This is a genomic window from Paenibacillus sp. 11B, assembly GCF_030487755.1.
Taxonomy (GTDB): Bacteria; Bacillota; Bacilli; order Paenibacillales; family Paenibacillaceae; genus Paenibacillus; species Paenibacillus vandeheii.
The window spans coordinates 782,379-796,383 of sequence record NZ_JAUKNS010000002.1; the positions used below are offsets into that span (position 1 = coordinate 782,379).

The following is a 14,005-nucleotide window of genomic DNA, read 5'->3' on the forward strand; positions in this document are numbered from 1 at the left end:
AGTTTACTCCCACACCCGGTCCAGCTGATCTGCATAAAAACGGATGGCTCTGCTGTAGTCGGTTATTCCCTTATCCCTTGATGTGTCAGCCAGTTGTATCAGCAGCCGTTTCATTGCCTCTGCATGCTCACCAAGATTGTAGAGCACCATGGCAAGAAAAACTTCAAATTCCCGGTTCTCCGGGAATTCACTTAATCCCTTTTCAAACCAAACCTTCGCCTGCCCATACTGCCCCAGAGTCCGATAGGTGCTGCCCAGTCCAAGTATGGCACCTGCCCTGTCCTCACTCTGAAGCGCTAGACTTAAGGCCTTCTCATAATGCGGTACTGCATCCCGCTCCAATCCAAGTGAATCATGAGCCCAAGCCAGCTGGTACCATATCTGCGCATTCTCCGGTTCCTGTAATGCCAGTTCCTGTAATAGCTCAATCGCCTCCTGCATTTTCCCCTCTTGTCTCAAGAGAATAGCCTGCTCCAAATCATTCATATACGGTACTTCCCATCCTTCCAAAATCCCATTTTCCATAGTATGGAAATCATTCATTTATTATAGCAAAAAAACACCCCGCAAAATAGGCTGGAGCAACCAGAGGTTGTCCAAACCGACTTCGCAGCATGCTTCTTCGTAAGGTGCCAACTCCATTGGCATCTTCATATTCAAGTAATGTACAAAAGTGATGATTCGCTCAGGACCAGGTTGTGTTTACCACCATTACGATAAATACAACCATGAGATAATTGACGGAGATCAGAAAGTTAACCTTTGCCCATTTCTCATCATCCTGAGTTTTCAATCCGCTAAGTGTATGTACAAACCAGATCAGACCACCAATAGCGGAGACAAGCAGAAACACGAGACCAACGTAGTTGTAGTAATACAACAGAAATACAGCAGGAAGCAACAGAAACACGTAAGGAATCATTTGGAACTTGGTACGCTTCACACCTTTGACTACCGGCAACAACGGGAAACCTGCTGCACGATATTCCTCCACTCTGCGAATACCGAGTGACCAGAAGTGAGGCGGCTGCCACAGAAATAATAGCGCGAACAGCAACCAGGCACCTACATCAATCTGATTGGTTACCGCGCAATAACCGATTACTGGCGGCATCGCCCCCGCAATTCCACCCAGTGAAGTACTCCAGGTCGAGCTGCGTTTGAGCCACATCGTGTAAATCACGATATAAGCAAACCATCCGACCAGTGCCATCCAACCGGACAACGGATTGACCAGGAAGTATAGAAGCACAAAACCGACCACACCGAGAACAATTCCATACCCCAATACAAAGTTGGGTTTAAGATGGTTGATGTAATCAATCCGTTTTTTGGTTCGCTCCATCTTCTGGTCCAATTCACGATCCCAGTAATTATTAATGACACAAGCCGAAGCGATGACCAAGGTTGATCCAATCAATACCATGAGCAGCGATATCCACGAGATATCCCATTTTGAAGCGACCCAGAACCCTACGGCTACCGCAAACACATTCAGCCGCAAAAGTCCGGGTTTCGTTAATGCGATCATGTCTTTAAGCATGAGAAGCCTCCTGAACTATGTAAAAACACCATTCCTATAATGATACCTGTACATACCATGAATTACAATCTCCTTCATGAATTTGTCATAACCAAAAAGCATTCCTCCCGGTATGGAACCGGAGGAATGCTTAACCATTAAAAGTTGAATTTGAATTTATGGAATGTACTGCTGCACAATTTTGATCACTTTTCCGTCTTGTACAGTGAGGTGATACGGGAATATGGACAGATCGAGCAGTTTCGTATTGTCATACAAGGATTCGAACTTGCTGAGCGCCACTGGCTCATTCCATTGAATGTTGGTTCCCTGCACCGTACCGTCACGATCATACAACTGCATCAACACTTCAGCGTTAGCACTAACTTCCACCTTTTCCTGCTCTTTGCTGTCGTTGACAATATAATATCCATCAGGAGCACCATCTATACCGGAGTCTGGATTCCGTTGTTCAAAAACTTTATCAGCCTCTGTCCCCTGGTACCAGCCAATCTTGTCTACAATTAAGAATAACTTACCATCTTCATGCTGTATATCATCCACATACGCTGTAAACATCTCGGAGTTTGCAGCCTGAGCTTCTTTGGCAGATGCCTGAACATGGTCCATGCTCTCCTCAGCGTTCGCTGGTGTAAGTAAATATGTAGCAAGCACAATCATGCCAAGTAAAGCAACAGCCGCACCCAGCATTCGTAATTTCCATTGTTTCGCCGCGTTCTTCATAGGCAGCATCTCTCCTTATTATGAACGTTACTATTCCTTAACCTGAAGGCTTCCCCTTCAAACGCTCATATGAAATAATTAATCCTGTTTTCTACTTTTCCTATCATACTTGGTGTGGACGCTGCAAAAGTATCAGCCAGATGAAAAATAGTTACAATAGGTGTCATCAGTCCTTGTGGGGAGCATCTTAACAAAAGTAGGATAACATCATCATAAAAGAAACCCTGAATGCCTTGGCATCCAGAGTCTCTATTGGCTTAGCTTTTAGTTATAGCTTAATCTTAATGATTCGGGGTTGAGCCTTGCGCCAGACGTACAAGCATGTGAGCCAGCATGTGACGCTCTTCCTCTTTCCCGACATTCCACAGTTCTTGCAGCAACTTTTCTTCACGGTTACGCGGTTCTTCCCGGGCTGCTAAATAATCGGCAACCTTCTCAGCAATTTTGGCCATCTGTTCTTCGCCCAGCCCAATCGATTCGCCCATTGCAATTCGTTTGCCCAGATATTCTTTGAAAGAATCAAAGTTCTGTAAAATCTGTTGTCTTTCTTCAGGTGCAATCTTCTCAATCGCATTGTCAACCTTGTCAGTTGAAACTTGGCCATTTTTGTGGATCACATGTTCATTCATTTGAAAAACCTCCTTGAAAATATTCGTTTTGGGGACTAAGCAAAGTGCTTAATCATACCAGTGTTATCTATAATATAAACTTCTCGCTGGAGATTAATCAGACCATTTCTATCCTTCATCAGAAATACTTCGTAATCGCCATACTGCCAGTACTCCCCACATATATAAAATGGCACTGAGATAAAATAATACATCGATTGTCAGCCAATCGATCAGAATACCGCCTACAATAACGGCAAATCCTGACGCGGCAGATGTCCAGAAATGATAGTTACCTACAGCTGGGCCCCGTTGTCCAGCCACCGTATAATCCGCGAGCAACACCCGCTCACTCATTCGCTGCATCGCATTACATATCCCCATCAACATTTGCAGTAACAGCACCCAGATGTATGAAATGACCCACGGAAAGGCAATCATGGCTGCTGCCATCCCCACCGAACTTACCATGAGCCACTGCTTGGCATGTCGATCCATTCGGGGAGCGAGCCATTGCGAAGCAGCAGCCGAGGTGATTGTAAATACAGCAAAAGCAAGTCCGTATTTGGAGAAGCTGTTACCCAGATTTTTGAGAAACAAAAGATAATACGGATAAATCATGCCCGATGCGAGCGTAACGATGCTTTGAGATCGAACAAGCCACTTGATATTCATGGATGATTTCCTCCATACTGCTCCATAAAATAATTCATAAAGAGATGATTGGGGTCAAACTTTTGTTTGGCTGCAAAAAACTCGTTCTTCCGTGGGTAAGCCTGTTCGAATTGCTCTGAAGACGCGTAACCTGCATAGGACAGATAATATGTTCCGTTATATCGAAGGACGGCATCCATCAACTGCTGCATATGGCCCTTGAACTTTCCTTGTTCTACCTCGGACAATGAAGCGTGAAACAAACAGACAATACCGAACATATCCTGCGTAGCATATGAAAGCACAGCTTCTTCATCATGTTTCACATATCTAACAGTAATATTAAGCAAATCCAACTGCTCCCGGGAAACGATCTCTCCCATCTCCTGCACAAATGCCGGGAACGTATCCACCGGAATAAAATATTCCTGCAGCAGATCATTTTCGCCCGGCTGATGATATTCCATAAAGGCAGACGCAGAAGCCATCGCATTGTTGCGGCTCAATCTTTTGCCCTCCTGCGATTCGAAGTAACGCTTTTGCAGCGGCCAAAACCAGGCCCGGCCCCACTCGAATTCACGGTTTAGGTTGAACAGGAGTTTGCTAGGAAGCACGCCCCTTTCACGTTCATCCAGATGATTATAATCATCCAATGAAGCCGTTGGATCAAGGGCATAATTCAGTGCGTACATTTCACGAAAGTAGCCTTCACCAGGCTGAACTGAAATTCGGGCCAAATGCATTTGCATCATCGGATCTCCAAGCACGCTCTTTTGAAAATAAGATGGGTAGTCTTCAACCTGCACCTGTTCCGTCGTGAGACGATAGACTTCATCATCCGTTAACGTCAATGTAACGTCCAGAATCAGTCCAAACAATCCGTAACCCCCAAGTACAAGCGGGAAAAGCTCGGCATTCTCGGTGCGACTCACTTGCCGAATCTGACCATCTGCCGTCAATAGACGAAAGGAATCGACACTTTGAATCAAGGAACCCTGATGGAGCTCTCGACCATGTGCATTTACACTAATAGATCCGCCTACGGTGAAAATATTTTGGGACTGCATATTTTTGACTGCCAATCCATAGGGGTTTATGGCTCGCTGTACGTCAGCCCAGGTTGCACCAGCCTGTACACGTACCTTTCTGGCATCGACATTAACTTCCAGCACTTTGTTATACGAGGTCATGTCTATGACAATGCCGTCCTTATAATAGGTGTGCCCTCCCTGACTGTGACGCTGCCCGGCAATAGATATCGTCAGATTTCGCTTTCGTGCATCCTGAAGCAGTTCAACGAGCTGCTGCTCTTCACGCCCTTCCACTATACGTTCAACCTTAACCGGATGCAGGCGGCTGTAGTCGGTAATCAAATACGGATTCTGATCATCACTATCGGTTCTCCAATATGTCCACACACATAAAATCAGAAGTAACAGGAGCACGCTCGTCTTTTTGAACAAATGGACTCCTCCTCTCCTAAAACATAACGTTTCAATTTAATTCCATTGGTTAATCGTTTACATATACATTACAAGGATTGGATATGTTAAGGAACACCTTAAACATACCTGAATAAGGAGGAATTTTCCATGAGTGAACATAAAAAAGAGCGAAAAAACAAGGATCTCGAACCTGGTGTGAATACCATTCTTCATCCGGACCCTAACAATCCTGGACCGACAGACATGATCGAGGAAGCTGTAGGAGATATTGTCGACAACATCACCCACCCTCACAAAGCCAAAACAAACGAGACCCGCAATACACTCAGCAAGTAAATCTGAATCATTCTTTGGCAAGCCGTCTGCGACAACGCAAAAAGTCCCTCCAGCCTAAGTCATAACGGTGGGGGGACTTTTGCATTGTTGGTGTTTGTATTAATGAGAAATCGGTCCGTTCACAATTTGCGTTTTGATCTGATTCACTTCGTTTTCCTTATTCATCTGCTGTAATGCCTTGTGAATCCAGATCGCTGCAATTGAACCTTCGCCCATGGCAACCGTAGCTTGTTCCGCGTGCAGGCCGAGATCCCCTGCAATCCATACATTAGGTGCGGCCAGCATGCTGCGCGGGTTGGCTTCCACATGTTTATTATCGGCGATAACGGCTCCAAGCTGCTCTGCCAGTTCATAATGTACACGATTGCCTCCAAACGCAATAAATCCACGCTCCGACTCAAAAATCTGTCCATCTTCCGTCAGTACACCTGTAATATGGCCATCCTCCATCTGCTGCACTTCTTGGACCGCCGCCTCAAGATAACGAACGCCTGCCTCTTTCATGCTGCGATGAAGCTCAGCGGAGATGGGTGACTGCTCATGGTTGATGTATAGCAGCTCAGTGGTACGTTGAATTAAAACCATAGCCATGTTTGCACCCGCTTCACCTGCACCCAGCAATATCGTGCGCTGATCCTGAATCTCGTATCCATCGCAATCCGGGCACACATATACGGTTCGTCCCAACGTAGGCGTTAATCCCGGGATATCTGGTATCCTGTCCGTTAGTCCGGTTGCCAACAGGACTGTTTTTGCCATATATTCAGAGCCGGAAGAGCCGAACAGCTGAATCTGTTCTCCCCGGCGTCCTGCTTTAATGATACGGTCTTTCTCAAAAGCTACTCCAGTCCCTTCTGCCTGCATTCTGCCTTTGGTGCGCAGCTCTTCACCAGATACTCCATCAGGAAAACCAAGAATATTATGATAGGTTCGGCATAACGTTGATCTGCCTTCTCCTGCGTCCACCACCAACACCCGATGGGAAGAGTATCGCCCCATCTGAATAGCCGCCTGAAGTCCTGCGAGTCCTCCACCTACGATAATGCAATCATACTCTCGCATGCTCCATCTCCCTCCTATGCTTCTATCTCTTATATGTTATTGGACAGTTCACTATCCTTCTATCCATTTACACCATTCAACCAGAATCAAACGTTATCTGTTACAACTTAGCTTTTACCAAAATAAAATAACCCAAACCATCCGTCTGAATAACGGTGCGTTTGGGTCGGTTTAAGAAAGAATGATAATTCCGGAATTCAGAAAATGTATGATTCAAATCGTGAAGCGTTCGAAATGGCATTCCATACATCTGCCGTCTCTCCGCCCATATACCAATAGGCTAAGCCAGCAATGTTACGTTCTTCACTCATCATTACTTTCGCGGATAATGAACGACTGTCCTCTGCCCATATATATCTTGGCGTACCGTTACTGTTATATCCAATGACATATTGGACCAGAGATGCATCCCACCGTCTCACAGAACCTGAAGCTCGTGCACGTGTTCCCTGTTCTGCCAGGGTGATATCCCATGAACTGGCTGCCGGATTAACGGAAGACCAATCTCGTGTATATAAGGGCAGGGCCAGAATTGTTTTGGCGCGAACGACCTCAGCGAGCATCGTATCCAGAGCCTTTTCGAGCCAAGGAAGAGATGACACTGATCCCGCTTGTGGGTCGCCGTTCCAATGTTCCTCATATCCCATCAGTACCATGTAATCCGATACGGCACCCAATTGGGCATAATCAAATGCATCGGTCCAGTCTGTCCCCAGATCGGGGGATACATCCACGGATACGACGGCTCCCAGGGCATGCAATGACGTTGTCAGAGAGGTGATAAATGCGGTCATTCCTTCGCGATCAGCAGGCAGTACGTTCTCAAAATCCACGTTAATACCATCTAGTTTGTATGTTTTTACATATGACGTGACTTGTGAGATCACAGCCGCCCGATTGGCAGAACTGGATAACATCTGATGGGTAAGGTCCGGGTTTGAACGATTGCCAAGCAATGGCCACACCTGTCTGTCTGTAGCTGATGCCCAGGATAATAGCGATGTGTCCGTGAGATCCGTGATTTTCATGCTGCTGTTCAGGAAGAACCAACGAGGAACGAGTGTGTTTGCTTCTGACTGTTCAATCTGTTTCTTGAACTCAGCAGTAGAGGCGTTATATTGCCATCCCAGCTGGATACCGAGCTGGTCTTCGCTTTTCAGCTGGTCTGACCAGGTTTTCTTTTGCAAAATGGCATCCAGCATCACTGCTGCCTCTTCTCTAGTCACCTGGTCATGCGGCCGAAACTTGCCGTCACTGCCGCGCATTAAGCCAAGCTGATATACGGTCTGCACATAAGGACGCGCCCAATCGGATATCTCCCCTGCGTCGTTATACGTGGATGACAGGAGATTCGTTGATTTGGAGGATTGTTTCAACATCCTCACTAATAGTGCAGCCGCTTCTTCCCGAGTGATGGAGGCGTTAGGCTGGAACACTCCCTGACTCTTGCCCTCAAGAATGGAAAGATTCGTCATGGCTGCGACATTGCCGTAATACCATGCGTTGATACTGACATCGTTATATGGATTAATATTGTTCTTAACGGGCTTCAACCCTAGCAGTCTGACGGCAAATGTTGCAAATTCAGCACGAGTAACCGCCTTTTTGGGTTCAAACGTATTCTCTGAGGTTCCAGCAGCAATTCCTGCCTTGACCAGATGTGCAATGGCATCCTTCGCATAGCTGGAGGTTGTATCCTGGAACACCTGCTGAGCTGCTGCTGCTTGAGCTGTGGGGTTACCGATGGAGATTGAGCCTATTGCAAGTACACCGCACAATACAGCATTCCATAGCTTTTGGCGGGTACGTTTGTTTATTCTATTATTCACATCAAAAAGCCTCGCTTCATTGGATTACGATCTACACAATCGTATCAAATTGAAGCGAGGCCGTATGTGGTTAAATACTGGGAAATTCGCTGAAGTGATGTACCTCAATATTAGATGAATCGAGGTCATATTCGTGTTCGGGCGAAAGTCTTACTTGTGTACTTTTACACGTTGTTCAATCGGTTGGAATTCTTTCTCACCTGGTGTTGAAGTAGGTTTGCCGAATGGCATTTGAGCGATCAGTCTCCAGTTCTCGGGAATGTTCCATTCCGATTTGACCTTCTCGTCAATCAACGGGTTATAATGCTGTAGGGATGCGCCTAGACCTTCTTGCTCCAATGCAGTCCAGATCACCAGTTGCAACATACCGTTAGATTGGTTCGCCCAGATCGGGAAGTTATCCGCATAAGCTGCAAAGTTTTGTTGAAGCTGTGCGATCACATTGTTGTCTTCGAAGAAAAGTACAGTACCGTATCCGCTGCGGAATCCGGCCATTTTCTCAGCTGTAGATTGGAATGCTTCTTCGTTGCCAACTACTTCACGCAAAATTTCTTCCGTGTGATTCCACAGTTTGTCGTGTTGTTCACCAAGCAATACTACAGCGCGAGATGTTTGTGAGTTGAATGAAGTCGGAGTGTATTTCACCGCTTCTTCCACAATTTCCTGGATCTTAGCATCCGAGATTGTGGATTCTTTGCTGATTCCATAATAAGATCTTCTGTTTTTCAATGCTTCAAAGAAAGATGTAGACATAAAACATTCGCCTCCCAAAATGGTATTTCCTAATTTGCCAACACAGTAACTATAATATAGTAACATACATTAGTCAACAAACTATTTTATTTTCACTACATGTACTTTTATTCTTTAGAATGAATCTGATCACTGCGACTCGCGATAATCCGCTCGATATTTTTCTTCCGTTGAGGAATTGCTCTTCGTTTGATCCTTATTCTTTTCTTCCTGCTTCTCCATATTCAGATCTTCCATCGGAATGGGGTCCACCGTCTGCTCTTCTTCATGCCGATCAAGCAAACTTTCCTTCTCTGTCGGATACTGCTCCGGATTATCATGGGAACGATCCTGATGTGTATCCTTGTTATTTTGATCCGGGGTGCACTCTTTCATTCGTGATTCCTCCTCTATTTTCATTTACCCTTCTCTTACCTTTTCTGTCTGCCTTCTAAACACGGAGTACATATGAGATGAACGTAAAAGGTTATTCCATGTGTGCATCACGAGGCAAAATAGCAAAAAGCCAACCGGAACAGACTAGTTGACTTGGATCTACTTGTATTCAACTGTAATTCATTCAACAAGGGGCGGTGTGGTGAAATCCCCCAAGCTCAATTTGGCTTCAAAAATAACACTCTCATTCTCTTCTGCCAATCTTCCTCGGACCCACACAGCTCCATCCGTAACCGCTGAACGCTCAACGATCATTTGCTCCTGCATGCGAATCTCACGGTGATATGATATTTGCAGACGGATTATACCTGCGGCCAGCTCCTCCTGTATTAGCGCATCACAACACACGTCTGCATATCTGGCATTATTCATGTGTCCATTACTGTCTGTGCTGCTATATTGTACAGTTAGACGATTTTGTTCCTGCAAGCTCAGTTCAGAGGGAACCGTCACTTTAGCAGGGGGTTCGCCCAATGATAAATCGGGATGCGATTTCACTTCTAAAGGCAGAGCTGATGGTCTAACGACCCTGCGTCTCTTTAGATCGACCAATGCCCAAGCCGTGCGAGCCTCAGCCAGATGTGTTCCGTCTCGATCTGTAAGGATATAATCCCTTAACCAGGTCACACCTTTATTTTCTTTATGCCACGTCTGCAATGAGACTTCTTCTTCCAATTGAGCTGGACGTAATATCGTGACATCTGTCGTTAACAGCATCCATCCGAATCCCTGATCCAGCATCTGCGATACGGTAACGCCCATGCCTGCTAAATCGCGGTCTGCTGCCAACTGCATATGCTCCAGTAAGGCAGATGGACGACATTGAGATTGGTAATCGGCATCAGCTGATCCAATTCGGTAATGAAGCTTGAATGGTTGTTCAGATTGCATTGAATAAACCTCCTCAGGCTGTGGAGTATGTAATATCTGGACCATAACCTACATTAATCAAGCGATCGATGTAAACGACTGCGGTACAGATCAGGTGCACACCCTACACTTTGTTTGAACATTCGGCTGAAATGGGATAACCGTTTGAACCCGGCCAACCGGCTGGCTTCTGTTACACTGATTTCCGGCTGAAACTGGAATAACAGCTTGGCCTGATTGATGCGGCGGTCATACACATATTTAAAGATGGTACTGCCCGTCATCTCTTTAAACAGCCCTGCCAGATAAGGCTTGGACAGATGGAGCTCACTTGCCAGATCATCCAGACCGATGTCCTCCATGTAATGGGTGTCCACATAACGAATGATATGCTGTACATGCCGCTCCTTCTCGGAAGAGGGACTGTGGTCCTCGACCCTGCCTCGGCAGATGCCAGCTATAACATACAGCAGATCACATAATCGAACGTTCATGCGCTCCTCTTTGAAATCCCCCGGATTCACCATAAGCTCATGAAGATTCAGCAGCAAGGTTTCGAATTCGGAGCGGGTATTCCCTGTCAAATTGATGCGGCAGTTTCTCAGTTCTTCGAACGGCCTCAGTACATCGCTGACCCGATCCGGGTGCAGACTGCTGCGGAGAGCCGAAGGGTCGAAATGCAGCGTCGTTCGCACATACGGCCTGCCCGGCATTGGATGTGGTCGATGAAGGGTCATGCCATGCATGAGGACCAGATCACCCGGTTCAAGGTTGTACACTCGATCTCCAATAAGGTAGGTGCATTCTCCATCATGAAAATAATACACCTCGTAATGCGGATGCGAATGAAATCCGTCCGACACTCCAGGGTCATACGCTCTGGTGGAGCGATAGTTATATTCCATTGGACCACTAATTTGCATGATACTTGGCACGTTCAAGCACCTCCTGTTCTGGAGAGGTTTCTTCCCATTTTACCCGTTTCACATCATGTCGGATAGTACTCGGCGGAGTTTTGAAATATAGAGGGCCATGCACATATCCGTTTGTATGCACGGTACGTGTCATGGCCCCTTGAGATTGTGAAAGATAAATTAAAGTAGCTGTTCAATACTCGCCTGGATCTCGTCGATCGAGTCAACAGGTTCAAAACGTTTAACCACATTTCCTTCGGCATCAATCAGAAACTTCGTGAAGTTCCACTTGATTGCATCCCCATGCAGCCATTCCGGTGCTTTGTCTGCCACCATCAGCTTCAGCAGTTTCGCTTGTATATCTGACTCATCAAAGCCTGCAAAAGGTCCCGACTTCTTCAAAAAGTCATATAAGGGATGCGCTGCTTCGCCGTTGACATCCATTTTGGAGAACATGGGAAATTTCACGCCATAGTTAATCTGACAGAAGGACTCTGCCTCTTCGCTACTTCCCGGCTCTTGCTCCGCAAACTGGTTACATGGGAAACCAATGATCTGAAGCCCTTGCTCTTTATAACGATCGTACAGTTTCTGCATGTCGTCGAACTGATGTGTGTACTTGCACTTGCTCGCTGTGTTCACGATCAGTACAGGTTTTCCTTCGTATTGATAGAGCGGGAAACGTTCACCACTCGTTTTGGTTACGCTAAAGTCATAGATGGTTGGCATAAGATTAGTGCACCTCGCGATGTTATGTAGTTATATAGACTCATATGAATTTCTATTATATACGAAATAGAAGATTCTGTATCGGAAAAAAAAGTCTATAACTACTGCAACGCTACGAACACATCAATCTCATTACGGGCTGATTTTGATGATCAATTTCCTCTTTCTTTTAATCAGCTTATCATGATGGATCTTGGTGAAAAGTTTTCTCTCTACATTTCAGTTGCATTATTGAATCTATGTATTCCAAATTCATCGAAATCCGATGCAAGTATCGCCTCTCTCAGCGGGTACAGATTTGGAGTAAATCTGAGTTCAATTCCCTTCTTAAATAATCTCTCTATTAAACCATCCATGCGGTCTATATGTAGAGGCTTGGTAACCTGATAAGAAATGTAGTATCCCGCCGTTGGATCAAAAAGCTCGAAATGGGTGTCATCGAAATGATACCTGTACATGATCTGATTCATAATCCTTGGATACCATGAACTTTCAATCGTAACTATGATATTGGCGTTAGAATGTTTGAAAAACTTCTCGTTATTCTCATCACTTATCGTGTTTGTCTTTTTACAGATGATTCTGGGGCAATCTCTTGGAAAGTAATATGAATATTCATGCTCTTCATCAATGGCCCACACCACTGCAGGGAATTCAGGTCTATTTTGTTTCTCCCTCGGAACAAAGACTTGGATATCTGAAACCTCGCTAAAATGATAAAGCATACAAGCACCTCTCATCATTTAGTTACGATTAAATCTCCGACTAATGCTTTCTAATTCCGAGAAGCGTTCCACTTCCCGTCACACAAAACAACAGAGGTTTCGATTTGTCTTTCGGGGACGTTCCAGTATTGTGTTAATAACTGCTTCTTTTCCTCCGATGAAACAAGGTTAAAACCATTCTTCAAATAGAATTTGATAGCCCATTCTGCTGAATCCCACGTTCCTATTAGTATCGGTTTATCGGTTGAGGCCACTAGATGAGCCAATAGTTTTGTGCCTATTCCGCTCCCCCGTTGGTGAGTTCTTACATACGCATGCCGAATTAAAGCAACATCGCCTTTATCCTGAATTCCCATAACGCCCCATAATCTATGATCATCTTCAAAACCCCAAAATACGACGTCATCACGGATTTCCTGTTTCAATTCTTCCAATGACATATAGGGTTCATGATAGCGATCCTCAGGAATCACTCCATGGTATGCCTTTGCTGCATCATTAATGATCTCAACCATTGCATCCGTATCCATGCTATTGCACAATCTGATCATGGCATAAGCCTCCTAAAGGTTCATAGTATATCGATTGAACTATCGTAAAGGATATATCAATTCAATCGGTTCATTACTCAATTCCTCTTTAAAAATATAATTATGATCTGCTCCCACAACACATAAAATTTTCTTACCCGGATTTGAATGATATGTGTTCTTCACACGTTGAATCATAATCTGATTTCGTACGATCCATCTAAAGTTATTGGCTTTTGGATTAATCTGATCCAGCCATTCATATTTTTGTTTGGTCATAGTATCAAACGCAACCGAGTTAAAGGGAATCGATCCAACGTCATGTGTATTCATTTGTTTAGCAAACCATTCATCATCGATCTTCTCCAACGCTTTACGCTGCTCTTCTGAGAAGCCGTTAAAGGGATCAAAATCATTCCAGACATCTAACTCAAACCAGTCTATTGGCACAAACTCTATATTCCGTTCCTCGCACAATGGAAAGACAAGCTCCCAATACTCACTGGCCGGCTCTCCCCAGTATCCCTTATCCTGTTTATCCACGTTATACTTCTTCCAACTTAGGGGATGCACTTCACCACAGATAATATCCGGGTTGAATTCTGTAATTAGCTCCTCATACAAGGTAAGTGAGCTACTATATTTCTCTCTTAATTCTGGATTATGAATCGTCCCCAATATTCCAACGACCGTCATATTGTTTCTCCTTTGTATGCGTTATATAAATGATTTTGAGATTCTTATGTATGACTACATGTTAACAATAACAATGATCAACCTTTTTTTCCAATGTTTTCCGAACACCTCTGAGGAAACATACGTAAGCAAAAAAAAAGCCACCTTTGCAGG

Annotated in this window: 17 protein-coding genes; 1 reads left to right on the plus strand and 16 read right to left on the minus strand. The window is 44.9% G+C overall.

The window, feature by feature from the left end:
• Positions 1 to 3: 3 nt before the first annotated feature.
• From Q0V21_RS11835 to Q0V21_RS11860, 6 genes are all read right to left on the minus strand, one after another.
• A complete protein-coding gene (locus Q0V21_RS11835; protein ID WP_079344733.1) occupies positions 4 to 486 on the minus strand; it encodes a tetratricopeptide repeat protein in 483 nt (160 codons plus the stop codon).
• 199 nt (positions 487 to 685) lie between these two features.
• A complete protein-coding gene (cyoE, locus tag Q0V21_RS11840) occupies positions 686 to 1,543 on the minus strand; it encodes a heme o synthase (protein ID WP_301879051.1) in 858 nt (285 codons plus the stop codon).
• Positions 1,544 to 1,699: 156 nt separating this feature from the next.
• Positions 1,700 to 2,266 (minus strand): hypothetical protein, encoded by a 567-nt coding sequence (locus tag Q0V21_RS11845; protein WP_301879053.1) that lies wholly within the window; start codon positions 2,264 to 2,266, stop codon positions 1,700 to 1,702.
• 281 nt (positions 2,267 to 2,547) lie between these two features.
• Positions 2,548 to 2,895, minus strand: coding sequence for a DUF3243 domain-containing protein (locus Q0V21_RS11850; protein WP_024632066.1), 348 nt, complete (start codon positions 2,893 to 2,895; stop codon positions 2,548 to 2,550).
• Between the two features lie 108 nt (positions 2,896 to 3,003).
• Positions 3,004 to 3,549, minus strand: coding sequence for an MFS transporter (locus Q0V21_RS11855; protein ID WP_301879055.1), 546 nt, complete (start codon positions 3,547 to 3,549; stop codon positions 3,004 to 3,006).
• Positions 3,546 to 4,991 carry an FAD-binding oxidoreductase gene (locus tag Q0V21_RS11860; protein ID WP_301879056.1) on the minus strand — a complete coding sequence of 482 codons (1,446 nt, stop codon included), beginning with the start codon at positions 4,989 to 4,991 and terminating at the stop codon, positions 3,546 to 3,548. Before Q0V21_RS11860 ends, Q0V21_RS11855 begins: the two co-directional genes overlap by 4 nt.
• 129 nt (positions 4,992 to 5,120) lie before the next feature.
• Between Q0V21_RS11860 and Q0V21_RS11865 the strand changes: the two genes are divergently transcribed.
• Positions 5,121 to 5,309, plus strand: a complete 189-nt coding sequence (locus tag Q0V21_RS11865; RefSeq protein WP_301879057.1) for a hypothetical protein — start codon at positions 5,121 to 5,123, stop codon at positions 5,307 to 5,309.
• Between the two features lie 99 nt (positions 5,310 to 5,408).
• Here the strand turns inward: Q0V21_RS11865 and Q0V21_RS11870 are convergent, their stop codons facing one another.
• The 10 genes from Q0V21_RS11870 to Q0V21_RS11915 all read right to left on the minus strand — a co-directional run bounded on the left by Q0V21_RS11870 (position 5,409) and on the right by Q0V21_RS11915 (position 13,852).
• Entirely contained in the window at positions 5,409 to 6,371 is a 963-nt protein-coding gene (locus tag Q0V21_RS11870; protein WP_024632070.1) for an NAD(P)/FAD-dependent oxidoreductase, read from the minus strand.
• A 197-nt stretch (positions 6,372 to 6,568) separates the two neighbouring features.
• Positions 6,569 to 8,200, minus strand: coding sequence for an S-layer homology domain-containing protein (locus tag Q0V21_RS11875; protein ID WP_301879058.1), 1,632 nt, complete (start codon positions 8,198 to 8,200; stop codon positions 6,569 to 6,571).
• A 150-nt stretch (positions 8,201 to 8,350) separates the two neighbouring features.
• Complete coding sequence (locus tag Q0V21_RS11880) at positions 8,351 to 8,953, minus strand: nitroreductase family protein (protein WP_301879059.1); 603 nt, start codon at positions 8,951 to 8,953, stop codon at positions 8,351 to 8,353.
• A gap of 129 nt (positions 8,954 to 9,082) precedes the next feature.
• Positions 9,083 to 9,328, minus strand: coding sequence for a hypothetical protein (locus Q0V21_RS11885; protein WP_301879060.1), 246 nt, complete (start codon positions 9,326 to 9,328; stop codon positions 9,083 to 9,085).
• 180 nt (positions 9,329 to 9,508) lie between these two features.
• Positions 9,509 to 10,279 carry an acyl-[acyl-carrier-protein] thioesterase gene (locus Q0V21_RS11890; RefSeq protein WP_301879061.1) on the minus strand — a complete coding sequence of 257 codons (771 nt, stop codon included), beginning with the start codon at positions 10,277 to 10,279 and terminating at the stop codon, positions 9,509 to 9,511.
• Between the two features lie 53 nt (positions 10,280 to 10,332).
• The gene (locus Q0V21_RS11895; RefSeq protein ID WP_301879062.1) at positions 10,333 to 11,193 is read right to left on the minus strand and encodes a helix-turn-helix transcriptional regulator; all 861 of its coding nucleotides are present in this window, start codon (positions 11,191 to 11,193) and stop codon (positions 10,333 to 10,335) included.
• Between the two features lie 159 nt (positions 11,194 to 11,352).
• Complete coding sequence (locus tag Q0V21_RS11900) at positions 11,353 to 11,901, minus strand: glutathione peroxidase (protein WP_301879063.1); 549 nt, start codon at positions 11,899 to 11,901, stop codon at positions 11,353 to 11,355.
• A 212-nt stretch (positions 11,902 to 12,113) separates the two neighbouring features.
• Positions 12,114 to 12,626: a DUF6886 family protein gene (locus Q0V21_RS11905; RefSeq protein ID WP_301879066.1), complete on the minus strand. Its 513-nt coding sequence runs from the start codon at positions 12,624 to 12,626 to the stop codon at positions 12,114 to 12,116.
• Positions 12,627 to 12,676: 50 nt separating this feature from the next.
• Positions 12,677 to 13,177, minus strand: coding sequence for a GNAT family N-acetyltransferase (locus Q0V21_RS11910; protein WP_301879067.1), 501 nt, complete (start codon positions 13,175 to 13,177; stop codon positions 12,677 to 12,679).
• A gap of 39 nt (positions 13,178 to 13,216) precedes the next feature.
• Positions 13,217 to 13,852: a hypothetical protein gene (locus tag Q0V21_RS11915; RefSeq protein WP_301879069.1), complete on the minus strand. Its 636-nt coding sequence runs from the start codon at positions 13,850 to 13,852 to the stop codon at positions 13,217 to 13,219.
• Positions 13,853 to 14,005: the final 153 nt, after the last annotated feature.

Excerpts from the sequence above, each read along its gene's own strand:
- Q0V21_RS11850 (WP_024632066.1), bottom strand. The coding sequence starts at position 2,895 with ATGAATGAACATGTGATCCACAAAAATGGCCAAGTTTCAACTGACAAG.
- Q0V21_RS11910 (WP_301879067.1), bottom strand. The coding sequence starts at position 13,177 with ATGATCAGATTGTGCAATAGCATGGATACGGATGCAATGGTTGAGATC.
- Q0V21_RS11870 (WP_024632070.1), bottom strand. The coding sequence starts at position 6,371 with ATGCGAGAGTATGATTGCATTATCGTAGGTGGAGGACTCGCAGGACTT.
- Q0V21_RS11915 (WP_301879069.1), bottom strand. The coding sequence starts at position 13,852 with ATGACGGTCGTTGGAATATTGGGGACGATTCATAATCCAGAATTAAGA.
- Q0V21_RS11900 (WP_301879063.1), bottom strand. The coding sequence starts at position 11,901 with ATGCCAACCATCTATGACTTTAGCGTAACCAAAACGAGTGGTGAACGT.
- Q0V21_RS11845 (WP_301879053.1), bottom strand. The coding sequence starts at position 2,266 with ATGAAGAACGCGGCGAAACAATGGAAATTACGAATGCTGGGTGCGGCT.
- Q0V21_RS11855 (WP_301879055.1), bottom strand. The coding sequence starts at position 3,549 with ATGAATATCAAGTGGCTTGTTCGATCTCAAAGCATCGTTACGCTCGCA.
- Q0V21_RS11885 (WP_301879060.1), bottom strand. The coding sequence starts at position 9,328 with ATGAAAGAGTGCACCCCGGATCAAAATAACAAGGATACACATCAGGAT.
- Q0V21_RS11890 (WP_301879061.1), bottom strand. The coding sequence starts at position 10,279 with ATGCAATCTGAACAACCATTCAAGCTTCATTACCGAATTGGATCAGCT.
- Q0V21_RS11835 (WP_079344733.1), bottom strand. The coding sequence starts at position 486 with ATGAATGATTTGGAGCAGGCTATTCTCTTGAGACAAGAGGGGAAAATG.
- cyoE (WP_301879051.1), bottom strand. The coding sequence starts at position 1,543 with ATGCTTAAAGACATGATCGCATTAACGAAACCCGGACTTTTGCGGCTG.
- Q0V21_RS11905 (WP_301879066.1), bottom strand. The coding sequence starts at position 12,626 with ATGCTTTATCATTTTAGCGAGGTTTCAGATATCCAAGTCTTTGTTCCG.
- Q0V21_RS11865 (WP_301879057.1), top strand. The coding sequence starts at position 5,121 with ATGAGTGAACATAAAAAAGAGCGAAAAAACAAGGATCTCGAACCTGGT.
- Q0V21_RS11880 (WP_301879059.1), bottom strand. The coding sequence starts at position 8,953 with ATGTCTACATCTTTCTTTGAAGCATTGAAAAACAGAAGATCTTATTAT.